Source organism: Actinophytocola sp. (genome assembly GCF_036378875.1).
Classification (GTDB): Bacteria; Actinomycetota; Actinomycetes; order Mycobacteriales; family Pseudonocardiaceae; genus Actinophytocola.
The window spans coordinates 78,486-97,135 of the sequence record NZ_DASUVO010000075.1 but is presented as its reverse complement, the minus strand read 5'-3'; the positions used below and the strand labels follow the sequence as shown (position 1 = coordinate 97,135).

Sequence of the window (18,650 nt, the reverse complement as noted above, 5' to 3'; positions counted from 1 at the left end):
GGCGTTCAGTGACATGAGCGCGTCTTTCAGGGCATCGTCTGGGGCGCGGGCGTGCCATTGGCGGCCGCGCCCCGCCTGCGCGGGCGAAGCCCGCTGCGGCCCCGTGTCTCGGGGGTGTCTTTTCAGGACGCCGAGTTCTTCGTGCTGCGCGGGGGGTGTGGTCTGGTCGGGCGCGCTTCGCGGGTAGCGGGTGTGCAGGGCCGGGAAAGGGTGCGTTCGGGGTTGTGGCTGGTGTCGTGAAAGACGCGTTCGGGGCGTTCAGCGACATGAGCGCGTCTTTCAGGACATCCGCCGCAAGCCGGGGCACGCGGGCGGGCGAAGCCCGCTGCGCGGGGCTCACGGCCTGTGCCAGCGGGATCATCGGCGACTCCAGGTCCGACGCCCCACGGTGTGGCGGCCCATGCGACAAAGGCGTCCACGCCAACGTGAGGAAGGCTCCCTTCACCGCTGTGGGCGCCGCCCGGATCGCGGCCTCGAGGGCAGCCGGCAGGCTAGCGGCGGCGTTTCTTCAGGTACGCGGCGAGTTCGTCGTAGGTGCCGGACTCGTTGCCGTAGAGGGCGTAGTTGCGGGCGGTCTCCAGCCAGTCGCCGATGCTCGGGCGGACCGTGCGGGCGGCGTTCTCCAGGTGTTGCTGGTTGATCGGCTGGATCTTGCCGGAGGTCATCGACTGCTCCATCGCCGTCTCGGTGCTCTGTTCGCAGAGGAGTGCGAGGTCGGCGCCGGACAGGCCCTCGGTGGCTTTGGCGATCTTGGCGAGGTTGAGCCGTTCGGTGGGCTTGCCGCGTAAGTGGAAGCCGAGGATCGCCTCGCGTGCCGCGGGGTCCGGTGGCGGCACGAACACCGTCCGGTCGAAGCGGCCCGGGCGTAACAGCGCCGAGTCGATGTCCCATGGGTGGTTGCTGGCGGCCAGCACGAACACGCCCTCGTTGTCGGTGCTGGCGCCGTCGAGCTCGGCCAGCATCTGGTTCACCACGCCACGCATGGCCGAACCGCCGCCCCGCAGGTGTGACCGTTTCTGGCCGAGCGCGTCCATCTCGTCGAAGAACAGCAGGCACGGCCGGTTGCGGCGGGCGACGTCGAATATGGCACGCAGGTTGCGTTCGCTGCTGCCGATCCACATGTCCAGGACGTCGCTCAGCCCGATCTCGTAGAAGCTCGCGCCCAACTCGCCGGCCAGCGCGCGTGCGACGAGCGTCTTGCCGCACCCGGGTGGGCCCCACAGCAGCAGCCCGCCGCGCAGCGACTTGCCGAACCGCAGGCGTAGCTCGGGATTGCGCAGCGGCGACAGGAACGACAGGTGCAACCGCTTCTTGACGTCCTCGAGACCACCGACGTCGGCGAGGGTTACCCCGGCGGCGCCGATGCTGCCGAACTCGGCGACCGCCTCGGTGTCCGTCCACTGCTGGAAAAGCTCGTCCGCCGTGTCGGGGACCGCGGGGGCACGCATCGGAGGCGGGGAGTCGAGCGCGTCCGCCAGCCTGGTGTAGGAGACCGCCTTGGTCTCGTCGCCTTCCGCGCGGGCGGCGGCCGCCGCGAGCCGGAGCGCGGTGATGTTGTCCGGTTCGGCGGCGAGCACGGTGATCGCGTGGGTGAGTGCCTCCGCCGACCGGCCCGCGTCGAGTAGCAACTGCGCGACGTGCAGCCGTACCGGGTGGTTGTCGGGGTTGGCGGCGAGCGTGTCGAGCAGCGCGTCGATCACCGGATCATGCGTCACGGGCCGCACGGTACCCGACTGTCTTTACTTTGTTGACCAACTATCTCGGCGCCCCTACGGTATGCCCGAACTGGGGCGGCGGAGGTTGGGGTCGATGAACGAGGTTGTGCGGACGGCCACGCAGCGCGGCAGGGCGTTGCTCGACCTCGGCCGGGCCAAGGAAGCCGAGAAGCACATACGTGAGGCACTGGCGGCGGAACCCGACAGCGCGCCCCTGCTCACGCTGCTCGCGGAGGCGTTGCTGGAGCAGGACCAGCACGAAGCGGCCGAGGACACCAGCCGTTCCGCACTCGCGTCCGACCCGGAGCTCGTGCCGGCGTACTCCGTTCGCACCGCGGCACTGATCGGGCTCAAGCGGTTCCCCGAAGCACTCACCGCGGTCCGGCGAGGGCTCGCACTCGCGCCGGAGGCCGCCGGGTTGCACCTGCAGGAAGCGGGTGTCCTGGTGGCACAGGAGCTGTACCAGGACGCGTTGGCGAGCGTCGAGCGGGCCACCGCGCTGGACCCGGCGAACTCGACGGCCGCGACGGTGCGTGCGGCCGTTCTGTGCCAGCTGGCCAGGTACGACGAGGCGGACGCCGCGGTGGACGAAGCGCTGCGCCTCGACCCGGAGAACGCGGAGGCACACCGCATCCGCGGGGTGATCGCCCTGCACAGGGGCGGTGGCAGATCCGCCGTGCGCGCCCACCGTGCCGCGCTCCGACTGGACCCCACCGACGTACACAGCCGCGACGGGCTGTCCCTCGCGCTCAAGACACGAAACCCCCTGTACGGCTGGCTGCTGCGGTTCAGCCTGTGGCTGGACTCCCTGCCCAAGGTCGCCCGTATCGCGGTGCTGGTGGCGCCGCTCGTCCTCACGCGAGTACTGCGGCCGGCCGAGGACCAGCTGTGGGCGCAGGTCCTGATCATCGTGGTGGCGGCGCTGGCGCTCCTGAGCTGGACGCTCGAGCCGCTGATGAACTGCGTGCTGCTGCTCGGCCGTGACCGCAACCTGCTGAGCCGCGACGCCAAACTGGCCACCTACACCTTCGCGGCGTTCCTCGCCGCGGCGGTGGCCTGTGCCGTGTACGGCCAGATCAACGGGCCGGGACAGCTGATGGCGATCGCCTTCGGGTTCGGGCTGTGGGCGATGGCCACCGGCTCGACCCACCTGCTCGAAGAAGGCCCGAAGAAGCTGGTCCGGTTCGGTGCCGTGGCCGCCGTCGTCATCGGTGGGATGGCGATCGCGGCCGTCCTGGCCGGCGCCTCCGGCGCCTCCGGCGCGACCGTCGCCGTGGCGCTCCTGTTCCTCGGCGCTGTCGTGTCCCTGTGGGTCGGCGCGTTCTCGAAATGACTCAGCGGGTCGGGGTCATCCGCTGTGTGCCGATGACCGACAGCAGCCGCAGCGCCTCCTCCGACGGCGAGCCGGGGTCGGCCGTGTAGATCACGACCTGCTGGTCCCGGTCGGTGATGTCGAGGACGTCGCAGTTCACGGTCACCAGACCGACCAGCGGGTGCTGGAAGGACTTGCGCATCGGGTGCTGGCCGGCGACGTCGTGGGAGTCCCACAGCCGCGCGAACTCCTCGCTCCCGGCGCGGAGTTCGGCCACCAGTTCGGTCAGCTCGGGATCGTCGGGGTAGCGGGCGGCGGTGGCACGCAGGCGCCGGGTCGAGGTGCTGGCGAACTCGTCCGCGTCCGAGACCCCGAACAGCCTGCGACCTCCCGGGTGTGGCCCGAGGAAGACGCGGCGCACGAGGTTGCGGTCGCGGCGCGGCACGGCCGAGAAGTCCTCCATGAGTGCCGCCGCGAGGTCGTTCCAGGCGATCACCTCGAGCAGCGCGGACGTCACGATCGCGGCCGCCTGCGGCAGCCGCTGGAGCAGGTCGAGGATGCTCTGCCGAACCTCGCGCGATGGCCCGGGCGGCGGCCCCGGTGGCGCCCCGGCGAGGTGGTGGAGGTGGTCACGCTCGGCGTCCGACAGGCGCAGTGCTCTGGCGAGACCGGCCAACACCTCCCGCGACGGACGTGGGGCGCGGCCCTGCTCCAGCCGGGTGTAGTACTCGGTCGAGATGAACGTCAGCTGCGCCACCTCGTCGCGGCGCAGCCCCGGCGTGCGGCGACGTGTCCCGGCGGGAAGGCCCACGTCAGCCGGGGTGATCCGCTCACGCCTGCTGCGCAGGAAAGCTGCCAGTTCGTTCCTGTCCACACCACCATTGTCCGGCTTCCGCCGCGGCTAGCCAGGTACCGCCAATGTCTGGTTGCGCTCGTCGGCCGAGGGCAGCCTCGAGGTCATGGACAACACGACGGCCACAAACAATACGGACGACCGTACAAGTGAGGCGGGCGGCCTGCTGGCCGGCAAGGTCGCCTTCATCACCGGCGCCGGGCGCGGTATCGGCGCCGCGGCCGCGCGATTGTTCGCCAGGGAGGGCGCCCGGGTGCTGCTCGCGGCCCGCACGGAGGACCAGCTGAAGGCCGTGACCGAGGAGGTTCGCGCTGCTGGTGGCACCGCCGACTACGTGGTGTGCGATCTGGCTGACGGGGCCAGCGTGCGTGCCGCTGTCGACCGCGCCGTGGACCGGTTCGGCCGGCTCGACGTGGCATTCAACAACGGCGCGACGATCCAGCGACCCGGCCCGCTGGACCAGATGGCGGAGGCCGACTTCGACCAGGTCTACGCGGTGAACCTCAAGGGGCAGTGGCTGGCCATGTCCGCCGAGATCGCCGCCATCCGGGCCACGGCCGGCACGGGTGCGATCGTCAACAACTCCAGCATCGGCAGCCTCATGGCCAACCCCGAACTGCCCGCCTACGGCGCGATGAAGCGGGCGCTCAACAGCCTGACCGAGTCCGCCGCCGTCACCTACGGCCCGGAAGGCATCCGCGTCAACGCGATCGCCCCAGGGGGCACGGCGACCGAGATGATCCGTACCTGGCAGGAGAATTCGCCTGGTCTCGTTGAGCGACTCACGACGCTGACGCCACTGCGTCGGATGGCCGACCCGGACGAGATCGCCCAGGCCGCAGCGTGGCTGCTCAGCGACCGTGCCTCCTACGTGACCGGCGCTGTCCTCAAGGTCGACGGCGGTGCACGGGCCTGAGCCGGGGTAGGGCCAGCCGTAGTACGGCTTCTGGGGTTCGCCGGATGGTCGCGTGCCGGATCTTGCCCGTAGCGTCGAAGTTCGTCCGAACAGGGGGTTCTCGATGATGGCAAGGAAATCCACGCGGCTGGTGGCCGGCTCGGTCGCGCTCGCGGTGGGTGCGGTCTGCGTGACCGCGGCACCGGCCGCCGCGCGGCCGGCGCACACCGAGGTTCAGTCCATTGTGGATGAATACGTCGCGGCGGGAGTGCCCGGCGCCATGGTGTACGCGCAGGACCGGCGTTCGCGGTGGACTGTCCACAGTGGCACGGGCGAGCTGGGCGCCGACCGGCCGATCCGCCCGTGGGACCGGGTGCGGGTGGCCAGCAACACCAAGATGTTCGTCGCCGCCGTGGTGCTGCAACTGGTGGGCGAGCACAAGGTGTCGCTGGACGCGCCGATCGAGCGGTACCTGCCGGGGCTGGTCCAGGGCAACGGCTACGACGGCGACGCGATCACCGTGCGGCAGCTGTTGCGGCACACCAGCGGCATGGCCGACTACGTCGAGGACGTGCTGGCCGACCCGAACGCGAACAACCACCCGTGGCGGCCGGAGGAACTGGTCGCGCTCGGGTTGAGCCACCCACCGCTGTTCGCGCCCGGCACCGACTGGGCGTACTCGAACACCGGCTACGTCGTGCTCGGCATGCTGGTGGAAGCCGTGACGGGCAACGACATCGGCACGGAGATCACCGACCGTCTCATCCAGCCGCTCGGCCTGCACCAGACCAGCTACCCACGGCCGGGCGACAAGTCGATCCCGGGGCCACACCCGCGTGGCTACTTCGCGTTCCCTGGCCAGCCGCTCACCGACATCACCGAACTGGAGCCCAGCCTCCCCGGCGCCGCCGGATCGCTGATCTCCACCGGTCCCGACCTGACCACGTTCGTGCGTGCGCTGCTGTCCGGCAAGGTGCTGCGCCGCGACCTGCTGGCCGAGATGCGCACGACGGTCCCCGCGCAGGGTGGGGACTACGGGCTCGGGATCCGCGAGTACCCACTCCCGTGCGGCGGAGTGGCCTGGGGACATGGTGGCAACATCCTGGGCTTCGACACGTTCACCGCGGCCACGCGGGACGGCCGCTCGGCGTTCGCCGTGGCCAACGGGAGGCAGGGCAACGGTGACCCGGCCGACCTGCGGGAGGCGGTCGAGACGGCGGTGTGCGAGTAGCGACCGCGGTCTACCGTCGTCGGCGTCGGCGGCCTTGCCCGAGCTATAAACTCGGTCTCCATGGGGGAGTTGCCGTATTTTCCGTCGGACTCGGCTGATCTCTTCGGGGCACTGGAGCGGTTGCACCGGTGGGCGGGCCGGCCGGGCCCGCGGCGGCTGCGGGCACTGGGCGGGACTGTTACCAGGGGAGACGGCGAGGTGGGCGACGCACTGCCCGTCGCCGCGACGTCGGACGTGCTGCGGCGTCGCACTCGGCCACGGCCAGAGTTCGTCGACGCCTTCGTGACCGCGTGCCTGCGGGCCCGCGCCGTTCCGCCGGACGAGATGACGGTGGTGCTCGCGAGCTGGCGACCTGCCCGAGCACGCACGAGCCAGGAGTTCGTCGAGCAGCTGAGGTCGGTGAAAGGCGAGTCAGGGCTGACCTACCGGCAGCTCGCCAGGAAGGCCGAGGCGAACGGGGACGTGCTGCCGATCGCGACGCTGTCGTCCGCCCTCACTCGGACGACGCTGCCTCGAGCGGCTGTGGTCAGCGCTTTCCTGCGGGCCTGCGGCCGAGGGCCGGAGGAGGTCGAGGGCTGGCTCGCGGCACGGCACCGGCTCGCGACCGCGCCGCACCACGCCATCCCCGAGCAGGGCTATCACGAGCCGGCGAGGCGCCAATCACGACGCGGGATCGCCGTCGCGCTGCTCGCGTGCTTCCTGCTGGTCGGCCTCACCACGTCGACACCCGGTCTGCGGGCGGCCTCCCCGCCGGCCGAGGGTCGATGCACGGCCGTGTTGAGGATGGGAGACACGGGCGACTGCGTGGTGACGGTCCAGTCGTTGCTGGTCCGAGCCGGGCTGACGATGCCCGTGGACGGTGTGTACGGGCCGTACACCAAGATGAAGGTGAGCATCTTCCAGCTCCACGCCGGGCTGGTGACCACCGGCGTCATGGACGAGCGAACGCTCCGCGCCCTTCGAACGGGTGCCACGAGGATCGAAACCTGGTCGACCGACCAGGTCGAGCGCCGGCTGCGTGAAGTCTTCCCCGAGGATGCCGACCGTGTCGCCGCCCTGGTGCGGTGCCTCACCGACCTCGACCCGTTGTGGGTGATGACCCATGCCGACGGATCGCGGAACTGGGGCCTGTTCCAGCTTTCGGACCGCGAGGTCGTCTTCGACTACCAGGGCACCTACCTCACCGCGCTCGACCCGGAATGGAACATCCGGACCGCCCGCGCGATTCGGGACGCCACCGGTGGTCTGGCCCGGTGGACCTGCCCGCCTGGCAAGGGATGACCGGCGGCCGGTGTCGTCGCCCCATGGTGCGGTAGCCTCGTCCGAATGGGTGATCAAGCCGCGGTCGGGGGCCGGTACGGCTACTGGTTTCCGTTGGTGTTGTTGGGTTTTGGCCTGCTCGTGCTGCTCGGCTGGGACAGTGTGCAGGTTCGAGAGGACTTCGGCTGGTTCGCCTACGAGCCGACGCAGGAGTTCGAAAGCGTGCAGCAGAGCTATACCGCCATCATGGTGGTCTTCGACCAGAGTCAGTTCCCGGTGCGGGACACGTCGTGGGCCCTGCTGGTCATCGCGACGCTGGTCGCGACGGCGGCCTGGTACGGCTGGCGTGCCCGGCGGGCGGGCGGCTCGGTGCGCACGTACGTGACGCTGGCGGTTGTTGGTGTCCTCAGCGTGCCGGTCGCGTATTTCGCCGCCGGGATGGCCGGCACGACGCCGGACCCGGCGAGCCTGCTCACGTCGGTCGGGCTACCGCTCCTGGGCCTCGGCGCGCTGGCCGGGGCATGGGCGTACCTCCGGCCCGGCCCGTGGCGACGCGCGGCGGCGATGATCAGCGTGGTGAGCCTGGTGATCGGCGTCGGCTTGGTGCTGGGCGCCTGGTCGCCGGGACTCATCGAACCGGTGATCATCACCTTCGGTCTGCTCGCCCTGGCCCGGTTCGAGCGCAGCCGACTACTCGCGGCCGTGGCCGGTGTGGTGCTGGTCGCGATGGTGGTGTTCCCGTTCGGCACGATGAGCTTGCTGGCCCCCGCGGCGGTGCTGCTCCTCGGCGGGATCGTGGCACTGGTGCGCCAGAGCGGGCTGCCTAGCGCGGGTTCGTCGCCCTGACGAGCGGCACCTTCAGCTCCGGGAACCGGTGCGGGTTCACCACGAAGAAGATGAGCAGGCCGAACAGCATGCTCATCGACATCAGCATGATGAAGTCGCGCACCGCGCCAGAGAACAGGTAGTTGAGCAGGCCGAGCGAACTGGCGGACGACAGGACCAGCGTGCCGAGCCCCACCAGCCGCGGCTCCTTGGCGAGCATGAGGAACAGGTAGGGCAGCCCGAACCCGATCACCAGACCCAGGACCACCGACAGCACGTTGAACCGGAACCCCGTCGCCTGCTCCTGCGCCCCGGCGGCGGCCTGCGTGATCGCGAAAGCCGAGCCGGCGACGAGCCCCGCCAGCAGTCCAGCCCACGCCCCGACCCGCGCCACCGACTCCTTCGCGGCATTACGCGCGATGACCAACGCCAGCACCAGACCGATCAACATGACGGCCGGAACCACGATCCAACGAACCACCCCGAGCAAGAAGCCCACCACGTCCCTACTCCTTCGACCGGGCCGCCGCATTCGCACCCTGAGTCGCGAAGCCCCAGAAACCGTTACCGATGACCACATCTCAACCTGATCACCGGAAACGATCAACGACGTGAAGGTGATGCCCGGAAGGACACGCGTGGCCGAGTGAGCGGGCGGCCCCGCTGCGGGGGCCGGGGCATCGCCGATGTCTCGAAAGACGCGCTGATGACGTTCAACGACTGGAAAGCGTCTTTCGGGGCGCGGACTCGTCGCTTGCGCTGGGCTTCCGGGCCGGCGCTGCGCGCCCGGCCCGCGGAGCGGGCGAAGCTCGCTCCCGCGTTGTTCACGAGCCTTCGCGGGGTAGCAAGATCATCAGCGGATTCAGGCTGAACGTCCCGAGGGTACTCAGGGCATCCCGGGCGGGCCCGACCCTCGCAGTTGGTGTCCCATGGGTGCCCTTCGGGACGCTCGACCCAGATCCACCGATGATCATGCTGGCCGCGCCGCACGGCAACTTCGCCTTCCAAGGCACCCGCGGGCTTGACCGGCGCCACCCTCGCAAGCGCGAAGACTCGACGAGATCATCGGTGAGTGGCCGGGTGCGATGAAGGACGCCTTCCTCTCGGTGGGAGCGAGGAAGGCGTCCTTCAACACGTGGCCACCACAAGCGGGGGCCGGCACGGCCGCTCCACGGGTACGGCCGCTCCACTGAGCGGCCGGGGCTTACCGTGGCTGTGGGCCGATGATCCAGTGCTCTTCGGTTGCCATGCGGTGGATGTAGCGCGGTTCGACGAAGGTCTTCAGGTCCGCTTCGGCGTCCTTGAACTCCGGGGACTCCAGTGCGGCTCGCATGGCGTCCACGTCGTCGAACCACAGCTGGTATGCCGCGTCCAGTACGGCCTCGCCGATGCCGTAGTAGCCGTCGCGGGTGTGGCACTGCAGGTAGCGGCGCAGGCCCGGTACGGCGAGCATGGTCTCGGCGTGCTCGTTCAGGCTGCGGTCGCGGAAGTCCTGCAGGGGCAACCCTTCCCGACGCTTGACCAGGACGATCAGCTTGACCCAGGTTGGGTCGGCGGTGAGCTCCGGGCCGGCGCGCAGCTCGTGTGCGTCGGTGTCCAGTACGACGGTCTGCCAGAACGCCGCCCAGTTCGGCTCGTCGAGTCGGGCGCCCTGCAGGAACTCCTCGCTCTGCAGGGAGGCCAGCTGCTCCTCGTCGTTGGCCAGCCAGATCTCGGCGACCCCGCTCCACTTTGGTGGTTCGTCCGCACCCTCGAACGGGATTCTCGTGTCGATGAGGTACTTGCGGATCTGCCGGATCTTGCTCGCGTAGTTGACCGCGTGCACCTCCACCCAGTACCGCTGGAACTCCTGCTCGGTCATGCCCGGCTTAGGCGCGGCGAAGATGAGCTGGTGAATCATTGGCCATCCCACTCTCGAAGTATCAGACCTTGTAGCGCTTCTTCACGTCGTCGGCGAAGCCGAGGTAGTCGCGCAGCGGCCAGACCTCCTCGAACTCCAGGTATTCCCGCATCGGGAGCCGGCCGAGTGCGGTGCGGTCCAGTTCCTCGGCGTCCGGTGAGTCGATGATCGCGATCACGCGCTTCTGCGCGGCGACCTTCCAGATGCCGACGCAGAACCCGGAATCCAGGGTCTCCTGCGCGTGCACGGCCTCCTCCTGCTCGACCTCCCACAGCTCGTCGAGCGAGATCCGGCCCTCGTGGTTCCATTTCATCTGGACGTAGAACAACATCGGTTCAGCCCTTCTTGCTGTTGACACGGATCCGTTCGGTCAGCGGGTGGTCCGCGCCGAACACCTCGGTCGCGAGGTCGAGCGGGGTCTTGCCGTCGTGCCCGACGAGGTCGAGCGAGGCGCCGGCGTCGAGCATGATCCCGGCGCATTCCTCGTACCCGTGCCACAGCGAGTCGTGCAGCGGGGTGTAGCCGTTGGTGGCGCCCTGGAAGTTCAGGTCGACGCCCGGCCACGTTGAGATGAGCCGGGTCAGGTCGGCGTGTCCGTTGTAGACGGCCTTGTGCAGCGGCACCGCGCCGAACGTCGGCTCGGTGGCGTTCACGTCGGCGCCGGCCTCCAGCAGGAGTCTGGCGATCTCGGTGTGCCCGTCACGGGAGGCCACCAGCAGCGGGGTGTGCGCGTCGTTGAAGCCGTTGACGATCGGGAACCGCTCGTCGATCCGCGCGCCGTCGAGGATCAGCCTGCGTGCCTCCGCGACATCACCCGCGTTGACGGCCGCCATGAGCTTCTGGTCCTCGATCTGCTGCGCGTCGCTTGCCTTGCGCGCGTTGAGGTACTGCTCGGCGAGCAGCAGCCGGTCCTTGCCGATGGTGTTGACGTTGAGCTCGTAGGCGAAGTGCTCCTGCAGCGAGAAGCCGTAGTGCGTGGACAGGTTGAGCCCGGCGCCGCTGTCGAGCAGGTACTTGGCGATCTCCGGGAACTTGAACCAGAGGGCGTCCATCAGCGGGGTGTGCCCGGTCGTCGTCGACATGGCGTCGACGAACGCGCCCGCCTCCACCAACGTCTGGACCACCTCGAGGTTGCCACCCTGACATGCCTTGTGCAGTGCGGTCGCTCCGGCCTGACTGTCCACTGTGAACACATCGGCGCCCGCGTCGACCAGCACCCGGACCGTGGCGGCGTCCGCCCGTCCTGCGGCGATCATCACCGGGGTCAGGCCGGAGCCCGGGTCACGGTGGTTGACGTTGCCGCCGAACCCGATGAGCTCGCTGACCTGCGCCGTGTCACCGGCCCAGGTCGCGGCGACCAGCCGCTCCTCGCGGTCGGCGTTGAACGCGGCCACCGCGCTGTTCGGGTCGAACGAGCACTTCCAGCTCGCGATCCGCCCGTCGTCGTCCACCACCAGCCGGTGGGTGTACTCGACGGCGAACTCCGCCCCGGTCCTGGCGTGTGCGGCGCGCGAGTAGACCACCACGAACGCGGTGTCGCCGTCGGCGACCAGCTCCCGCACGCCGAACTCGTGCAGTTCGGCGGTTCCCACCCATTCGCCGAACATGTCCCGGACGCCCGCCACACCCACGTGCCGGCCGAGATAGGGGATCACTCGGTTCCACTCGTCGACCGGCAGGTCGAATTCGACATCCGGTGACAGCGCGGAAAGCACGCCCTCCAGATCACCGGTCTCGAGATCGGAGAAACATTTCCGTACTACCTGCCGAGTACGCTCAGTGCCCATCGCCAGCCGTTCCTCTCGGATTTCTGTTTCGGCGCCGCGGAGCCGGCACAGCCGATTACGTCACGATGTCGAACCCGACAACAAGGCCGGGACGGGCGCTTGGCGTTATTCCGTGAAGTTCATCAGGCGCCGGCCACGTACTGGTGGACGAGCGACACGGCGAGTGCTCCCTCACCGACACCGGAGGCGATTCGCTTCACCGACTGGGCACGCACGTCTCCCGCCGCGAACACGCCGGGCACGCTCGTCTCCAACAGCATCGGCTCGCGCGACAGGTCCCAGCCGACCTCCGGCACCGTGCGCAGCGTCGGGCCGGTGATGAGGAAACCGTTGTCGTCGCGGTGCACCACACCGGACAGCCAGTCCGTGTGCGGCCTGGCGCCGATGAAGCTGAACACGTACTCCACCGGCAACGTGGTGTGCACGCCGGAATCCCCGTCCAGCAAGGTGACGCGCTCCAGGTGCGTCTCCCCGTCCACGGCAAGGAGCCGGGTGTTCGTGCGCACCTCGATGTTGGGTGTGCGCTCGATCTCGTCGACGAGGTACTGCGACATGCGGGCGCCGAGCGCGTTGGCCCGCACGATCATCGTGACCCGCGTGGCGTTCTTGGCGAAGTGCAGTGCCGCCTGCCCGGCGGAGTTCGCGCCACCCACGACCAGCACGTGCCGGTCGGCGCACAGCGCGGACTCCGAGTTGGTCGACCCGTAGTAGATTCCGGCGCCCTCGAAGCGTTCCGCGTTGGGCGCGTCCAGCCGGTGGTAGGACAGGCCGGTCGCCAACAACACGCTGCCGGCGCTGATCTCCCTGCCGTCGGACAGCCCGATGAGGTGCGCGCGGCCCGCCTTGCGCAGCGAGATCGCGGCCATCGGCGCGAGCAGCTCCGCGCCGAACCGGCGGGCCTGCGCGACCGCGCGTTTGGTCAGCTCGGCACCGCTCACCCCGGCCGGGAAGCCGAGGTAGTTCTCGATCCGGCTGGACGTGCCGGCCTGCCCGCCGGGGACGTTCTCGTCGACGAGCAAAGTGGACAGTCCCTCGGACGCGCCGTAGACGGCGGCGGCGAGCCCGGTCGGCCCGCCGCCCACGATCACCACGTCGTAGTGCGGCCGGGACACCTCGATCCGCAGCCCGAGTGCGGCCATCAGGTCGGTGTTGCTTGGCCGCGACAGCCGGGTACCGTCCGGCAGCTCCACGACCGGCAGCTCGTCGTCGCCGGCGAGTTCGGGCTGCACGGACACGTCGACGAACCGGAACGGCTGCAGCAGCCTGGTGAGGAAGTCGCGCACCTGGTGGGTGGCCGGCGAGAACCGGTGCCCGATGACCTGGAGCCCTTCGTAGGGCGGCTGGTAGCTGGCCTGCCACTCCTCGAGCAGCTCGTCGAGCACGGGGTAGAGGCGCTCGGTCGGCGGCTCCCACGGCTTGACCAGGTAGTGGTGCAGGTGCACCTGGTTGATCCCGTCGATCGCCACGGCGGTGTCCGCGTAACCGGTCAGCAGCACCCGGCGCGCGTCGGGGAACCGGGGCAGCGACTCGGCCATGAACTCGATGCCGTTCATCTCCGGCATCCGCTGGTCCACGAGCAGCAGCGCGGGCTCCTCGCGTCGCTCTTCGAGCCGGTCGAGGATCCGCAGGCCGTCCGCCGCCGAGGTGGCGGCGAGGATCCGGTACCGGTCGGCGTATGCGTGGTTCAGGTCTCGCCGGACTGCGCGGAGCACGTGCGGGTCGTCGTCGACGGCGAGCAGGGCTGGGCGGCGCTGCGAAGGCATGGGTGTCTCCTGTCGGCTCTCAACCCATGAAGTGTGCTCTGCTCGGCGCACGAGTTGGTGGTTCACCTGACGTAGTCCGGGACCGAGGATGCGGACTTGTTGGAGTAGCCACCCGGTTCTTGAGCTCGTCGGTGGGCGGCCGGTTCACTCGCTGGTGCGGCACCGTTTTCTGGCGTGCTGAACGCTGAGGAGAAGAAATGTCGAAAAGGATACTGGTGATCCTCTCCGAATTCGGTTATTGGGGGGAGGAACTGCTCGGTCCGGTGGTCACATTCGACGAGGCTGGCTACCAGACGGTGTTCGCCACACCCACCGGTAAAAGGCCGGTCGCACTGCCGCCGAGCCTGGACCCTGGCTACATCGACCCGCCGCTCGGTCGGTCGGTGACCACTCCGGAAGTAGCCGTCGCCGCCCGTGAGCTGGACGAGTCGGCCCGCCTGGACAACCCGCTGAGCCTGGAGGGGTGGATCCCGGAGCGGCCGTACCTGGCCGATCCCGACCCGCTGCGCAAGCTCGAGGCGTACTACCGCGACCTCACCCAGATCGACGCCGACATCGAGGCCTACGACGCGATGACCATCGTCGGCGGCAGCGGCCCGATCGCGGACCTCGTCAACAACGGCAGGGTGCACGACCTGATCCTCGCGTTCGTGCGTGCGGACAAGCCGATCCTGGCCGAGTGCTACGGCGTCGGCTGTCTGGCGTTCGCGCGTGACTGGGACGACCGCAAGAGCATCATCTGGGGCAAGCACGTCACCGGGCACTGCAAGGAGTACGACTACAAGGACGGCACGGGGTTCGTCGGTGTCGACTTCAACATGGGCCCGCCGCCGTACCCGCTGGAGTACATCCTGCGCGACGCGACAGGGCCGGACGGCCGTTACCACGGCAACGTCGGCCGAGTGGTCTCGGTGATCGTCGACTACCCGTTCGTGACCGCACGGTCCACTCCGGACTCCTTCACCGGCGGCCAGAAGCTGGTCGAGGTCCTGGAATCCGGCCTGCGTCGATACGGTTGGTAGTGGAGTAGCGAATGAACTCACGACCGGGCAAGGTCGCGATCTTCGAGCAGTTCGCGGCGGACGACATGACCACGATGTTCGGCAACCCCGGCACCGTGGAGCAGGGTTTCCTCGACATCCTGGAGGAGCTGCCGGGCTTCCGGTACGTGCTGACCCTCCAGGAGACCGTCGCGTTGGGCATCGCCGACGGGTACTGCCGGGCCGCCGCCGCCCCCGCACTGGTCCAGCTGCACACCGGTGTCGGGCTCGGCAACGGGATCGGCATGATGTACCAGGCCAAGCGTGGTCACTCGCCGCTCGTCGTGATCGCCGGCAGCTCCGGCGTGCGCTACGACGCGATGGACGGGCAGATGGCCGCCGACCTGGTGGCGATGGCCCGTCCGGTGACCAAGTACGCGACCAGGGTCACCGACCCCGGCTCGTTGCTTCGGGTGTTGCGGCGTGCGGTGAAGATGGCGATGACACCACCACGCGGGCCGGTGTTCGTCGAGCTGCCGATGGACATACTGGACGCCGAGACCACCGAGCCCGCGGTGCCGACGAGCCTGCCGAGCCGCGAGGTGGCCCCGTCCTCGGCGGACCTCGACGAGGCGGCACGGCTGCTGCTCGACGCACAGCACCCGGTCATCCTGGCGGGTGACGGGGTCGCGGTGGCCGAGGCGCAGGTGGAGCTCACCCGCGTGGCGGAACGGCTCGGCGCGCCCGTGTGGGGCGTGAACTCGTCCGAACAGATCATGGACACCACACACCCGCTGTGGCGGCGCGATCTCGGGCACATGTTCGGCCAGGTGAGCGCGCAGGCGGTCGCCGACGCGGACGCCGTGCTGGTCGTGGGCACCTACCTGTTCCCCGAGGTGTTCCCGCTGCTCGACAACCCGATGGCCGGGGCGAAGGTCGTCCACATCGACCTGGACGACTACGAGATCGCGAAGAACTTCCCGGTCGACATCGGCTTGGTCGCCGACCCGAGGGTCTCGCTCGCCGGCCTCGCCGCGCGGCTGCCCGACCGGAGCTTCGACCGTGGCGAGCCGTGGCGGCGCCCCGAGCTCGCCGACGACGCGCCGATGATCGAGCGGTTCTCCGCCGAGCTCGCCGACCAGGCGGGGCCTGACCTCGTGGTGTTCGACGAGGCACTGACCGCGTCCCCGGGACTGCAGAAGTACCTGCCGCCCCGCGTGCCGGGCAGCTACTTCGTCACCCGAGGCGGCTCGCTGGGCGTCGGCATCCCCGGCGCCATCGGGGCAGCGATGGCACGGCCGCGGTCGACCGTGGTCGGGTTCACCGGCGACGGCGGCAGCATGTACACGATCCAGGCACTGTGGACGGCCGCGAAGTACGGGGTGAACGCGAAGTTCGTCATCTGCAACAACAGCCGCTACCGCCTGCTCGACTTCAACATCGACCAGTACTGGGCGGAGCGGGACATCCCGGCGCACGGCTACCCCAGCTCGTTCGACCTGTCCGAGCCACCGCTCGGGTTCGTCGAGCTGGCCCGGTCGCTGAGCGTGCCCGCCCTGCGGGTCGAGAAGGCCGCCGAGGTGGAGGCGGGCGTCCGCGCGATGCTCGACCACGACGGTCCGTTCCTGATCGACCTGGTCACGTCCTGACTTCCGAGGGGAACCGCCGTGAACACCTATCTCCGCGACGGCGGCCGGCTGGCCGGCCGGAACATCGCCGTGCTGATGGAGAGCGACTACGTCGAGCCGGAACTGTGGTACTACCTGCGCCGGTTCGCTGAGGAAAGCGTGCGGCTGCGGCTGATCACGCGGCTGTGGGGTCAGCCTTCGATGACCTTCACCGGCCACGAGTACCGCCTGCCGTACACGGTGGACGGTGACCTCGAGGCGATCGACGACGCCGAGCTCGACTCGCTCGACGCGCTGATCGTCCCGTCCGGGATGGTGTCCGACCGGCTGCGGTACACCGAGCACGTCGACCAGCTCCCACCCGCGGTGCGGCTGCTGCGTCGCGCGTTCGACAACCCCAACATCCTGAAGGGGATCATCTGCCACGGCATGTGGCTCGTCGCGCCGATCCCCGAGGTCGTCCGCGGCCGGCGGGTCACCTGCCACAACAACCTGATCGGCGACGCGCGCAACATGGGCGCGATCTACACCGACCAGGACGTGGTGGTGGACGGCGACCTCGTCACCGGCCGCAGTGCCGATCACTGCAACCTGTTCGCCCGCACCTTGATCGACATGGTGGCGGCGAGGACCCATGCGCGCCGGTCCTTCGTGGACAAACTCGTCAGGGGAGCCTGAATATGAACCCGGACTTCACTTTCTCCGACCTCGTGGCGGGCTACGTCACCGGCTACGACGCCGACCGCAAGCTCATCGACGTGAACACCAGCGACGGCCGCCCGCTGCGGCTCGCGCTCACCTCGACCACGTCGGCGGAGTTCCTGCGCAACCTCGGTCAGCCGTACGTCGACGCGACCGCGCAGCTGTCCTCGCTGCTCGTCCCGGGCCGGCACCTGTACGCCTACGGCGTGTTCTACCCGGAGCGCGGCGAGTTCTCGTTCGAGGCCAAGCGGTTGCTGTTCCTCGGCAGGAAGAACGACGACTACAACTTCGAGGAGCCCCACTGGTGGTCGGCACAGCTCGGTGAGATCGCCCGGTTCTACCGCCGCGCGCAGTTCGGCTCGGCGCCGGTCGACTTCACCGACTACCGCACGATCATCCGGCTGGGCGGCGACAAGACCGACCAGCACGTGCAGGAGACCGACACGATCTCCCGGCTGGTGTACGGGATGGCGTCGGCGTACATGCTCACCGGCGACGAGGACTTCCTCGACGTGGCCGAGCGCGGCACCGAGTACCTGCGTGACCACATGCGCTTCGTCGACCGCGACGAGGACGTCGTGTACTGGTACCACGGGATCGACGTGAACAACGGCTCCGAGCGCAAGCTGTTCACCTCCGAGTTCGGTGACGACTACGAGGCGATCCCGGCCTACGAGCAGATCTACGCGCTGGCCGGCCCGACACAGACCTACCGGGTCACCGGTGACCGCCGCATCGCCGCCGACATCGACGCGACACTGCGGCTGTTCCACAAGTTCTTCCGCGACCCGGAAGGCGGCGGCTACTTCTCCCACATCGACCCGGTGCTGCTCAGCCCGCACCAGGACTCGTTGCGGCACAACAAGGCCCGCAAGAACTGGAACTCGGTCGGGGACCACGCGCCCGCGTACCTGATCAACCTGTTCCTGGCCACCGGCGAGCAGCGGCACGCCGACATGCTGGAGGACACGTTCGACACGATCGTCGCGCGTTTCCCGGACTCGGACAGCCCGTTCGTCCAGGAACGGTTCTTCGCGGACTGGTCGCCGGACCGGTCGTGGGGCTGGCAGGAGAACCGCGCCGTCGTGGGGCACAACCTCAAGATCGCGTGGAACCTCATGCGGATGAACGCGATCCGGCCCAAGGCGAGCTATGTGGAGCTCGCCGAGCACCTCGCCAGGTCCATGCCGGACGTCGGCAGCGACCGGCAGCGCGGCGGCTGGTACGACGTGGTCGAGCGCACGCTCGCGGAAGGCCAGGAGAACTACCGGTACGTCTGGCACGACCGCAAGGCGTGGTGGCAGCAGGAACAGGCGATCCTGGCCTACCTCATCCTGGCCGGCAACACCGGCGACCAGGACTACGTGAAGCACGCCAGGGAGGCGTCCTCGTTCTACAACAGCTTCTTCCTCGACCACGACGAGGGCGGCGTGTACTTCAACGTCCTGGCCAACGGCATGCCGTACCTGCTCGGCACCGAGCGGCTCAAGGGCAGCCACTCGATGAGCATGTACCACTCGTCCGAGCTGTGCTACCTGGCCACCGTGTACCAGCGACTGCTGATCTCCGGCGAACCGCTGACCCTGTGGTTCAAGCCGCGGCCAGAGTCGGACCGGGTGCTGCGCACCGCGCCCGACGCACTGCCGCCCGGCCGGGTGCGGTTGGACTGGGTCGAGATCGACGGCTCGCCCTACCCGGCGTTCGACGCCGAGGCGATGACCGTGAAGCTGCCCGACACCGAGTCGCACATCACGGTGCGCGCTCATCTGTCCCCTGTGGACCCCGCAGCATAAGCATAG

At 69.2% G+C, this 18,650-nt stretch carries 16 protein-coding genes; 9 read left to right on the top strand and 7 right to left on the bottom strand.

The genetic code is table 11. The features are described from left to right. Nucleotides 1-491: 491 nt before the first annotated feature. Nucleotides 492-1,715, bottom strand: coding sequence for an AAA family ATPase (locus tag VF106_RS21745; RefSeq protein WP_330841616.1), 1,224 nt, complete (start codon nucleotides 1,713-1,715; stop codon nucleotides 492-494). Nucleotides 1,716-1,809: 94 nt separating this feature from the next. On the opposite strand from VF106_RS21745, the gene VF106_RS21740 reads away from it, so the two are divergent. Further along, nucleotides 1,810-3,048 carry a tetratricopeptide repeat protein gene (locus VF106_RS21740; protein WP_330841615.1) on the top strand — a complete coding sequence of 413 codons (1,239 nt, stop codon included), beginning with the start codon at nucleotides 1,810-1,812 and terminating at the stop codon, nucleotides 3,046-3,048. Nucleotide 3,049: 1 nt separating this feature from the next. Here VF106_RS21740 and VF106_RS21735 read toward each other — a convergent pair whose 3' ends face one another. Further along, the gene (locus VF106_RS21735) at nucleotides 3,050-3,901 is read right to left on the bottom strand and encodes a helix-turn-helix transcriptional regulator (protein ID WP_330841614.1); all 852 of its coding nucleotides are present in this window, start codon (nucleotides 3,899-3,901) and stop codon (nucleotides 3,050-3,052) included. An 85-nt stretch (nucleotides 3,902-3,986) separates the two neighbouring features. Here VF106_RS21735 and VF106_RS21730 point away from each other — a divergent pair, with 85 nt between their 5' ends. The 4 genes from VF106_RS21730 to VF106_RS21715 all read left to right on the top strand — a co-directional run bounded on the left by VF106_RS21730 (nucleotide 3,987) and on the right by VF106_RS21715 (nucleotide 8,112). Then, nucleotides 3,987-4,796: an SDR family NAD(P)-dependent oxidoreductase gene (locus VF106_RS21730; RefSeq protein ID WP_330841613.1), complete on the top strand. Its 810-nt coding sequence runs from the start codon at nucleotides 3,987-3,989 to the stop codon at nucleotides 4,794-4,796. 103 nt (nucleotides 4,797-4,899) lie between these two features. Next, on the top strand, nucleotides 4,900-6,006 hold the full coding sequence (locus VF106_RS21725; RefSeq protein ID WP_330841612.1) for a serine hydrolase domain-containing protein: 1,107 nt from the start codon (nucleotides 4,900-4,902) through the stop codon (nucleotides 6,004-6,006). Nucleotides 6,007-6,066: 60 nt separating this feature from the next. After that, a complete protein-coding gene (locus tag VF106_RS21720; RefSeq protein ID WP_330841611.1) occupies nucleotides 6,067-7,287 on the top strand; it encodes a peptidoglycan-binding domain-containing protein in 1,221 nt (406 codons plus the stop codon). A 45-nt stretch (nucleotides 7,288-7,332) separates the two neighbouring features. Further along, complete coding sequence (locus tag VF106_RS21715) at nucleotides 7,333-8,112, top strand: hypothetical protein (protein ID WP_330841610.1); 780 nt, start codon at nucleotides 7,333-7,335, stop codon at nucleotides 8,110-8,112. Here VF106_RS21715 and VF106_RS21710 read toward each other — a convergent pair. The 5 genes from VF106_RS21710 to VF106_RS21690 all read right to left on the bottom strand — a co-directional run bounded on the left by VF106_RS21710 (nucleotide 8,090) and on the right by VF106_RS21690 (nucleotide 13,541). After that, entirely contained in the window at nucleotides 8,090-8,593 is a 504-nt protein-coding gene (locus VF106_RS21710) for a hypothetical protein (protein WP_330841609.1), read from the bottom strand. The two genes, VF106_RS21715 and VF106_RS21710, sit on opposite strands and share 23 nt — an antisense overlap. A 702-nt stretch (nucleotides 8,594-9,295) precedes the next feature. After that, nucleotides 9,296-9,991, bottom strand: coding sequence for an EthD domain-containing protein (locus tag VF106_RS21705; protein ID WP_330841608.1), 696 nt, complete (start codon nucleotides 9,989-9,991; stop codon nucleotides 9,296-9,298). A gap of 22 nt (nucleotides 9,992-10,013) precedes the next feature. Next, complete coding sequence (locus tag VF106_RS21700) at nucleotides 10,014-10,322, bottom strand: muconolactone Delta-isomerase (protein WP_330841607.1); 309 nt, start codon at nucleotides 10,320-10,322, stop codon at nucleotides 10,014-10,016. Nucleotides 10,323-10,326: 4 nt separating this feature from the next. Continuing rightward, the gene (locus tag VF106_RS21695; RefSeq protein WP_330841606.1) at nucleotides 10,327-11,778 is read right to left on the bottom strand and encodes an ankyrin repeat domain-containing protein; all 1,452 of its coding nucleotides are present in this window, start codon (nucleotides 11,776-11,778) and stop codon (nucleotides 10,327-10,329) included. A 122-nt stretch (nucleotides 11,779-11,900) separates the two neighbouring features. Continuing rightward, nucleotides 11,901-13,541 carry an NAD(P)/FAD-dependent oxidoreductase gene (locus VF106_RS21690; protein WP_330841605.1) on the bottom strand — a complete coding sequence of 547 codons (1,641 nt, stop codon included), beginning with the start codon at nucleotides 13,539-13,541 and terminating at the stop codon, nucleotides 11,901-11,903. A 197-nt stretch (nucleotides 13,542-13,738) separates the two neighbouring features. Here VF106_RS21690 and VF106_RS21685 point away from each other — a divergent pair, with 197 nt between their 5' ends. The 4 genes from VF106_RS21685 to VF106_RS21670 are packed head-to-tail and all read left to right on the top strand — an operon-like array spanning nucleotide 13,739 to nucleotide 18,644. Next, the gene (locus VF106_RS21685) at nucleotides 13,739-14,563 is read left to right on the top strand and encodes a type 1 glutamine amidotransferase domain-containing protein (protein ID WP_330841604.1); all 825 of its coding nucleotides are present in this window, start codon (nucleotides 13,739-13,741) and stop codon (nucleotides 14,561-14,563) included. 11 nt (nucleotides 14,564-14,574) lie between these two features. Beyond that, the gene (locus VF106_RS21680) at nucleotides 14,575-16,170 is read left to right on the top strand and encodes a thiamine pyrophosphate-binding protein (protein ID WP_330841603.1); all 1,596 of its coding nucleotides are present in this window, start codon (nucleotides 14,575-14,577) and stop codon (nucleotides 16,168-16,170) included. 18 nt (nucleotides 16,171-16,188) lie between these two features. Then, the gene (locus VF106_RS21675) at nucleotides 16,189-16,827 is read left to right on the top strand and encodes a DJ-1/PfpI family protein (protein WP_330841602.1); all 639 of its coding nucleotides are present in this window, start codon (nucleotides 16,189-16,191) and stop codon (nucleotides 16,825-16,827) included. 2 nt (nucleotides 16,828-16,829) lie between these two features. After that, a complete protein-coding gene (locus VF106_RS21670; protein WP_330841601.1) occupies nucleotides 16,830-18,644 on the top strand; it encodes an AGE family epimerase/isomerase in 1,815 nt (604 codons plus the stop codon). Nucleotides 18,645-18,650 lie beyond the last annotated feature (6 nt).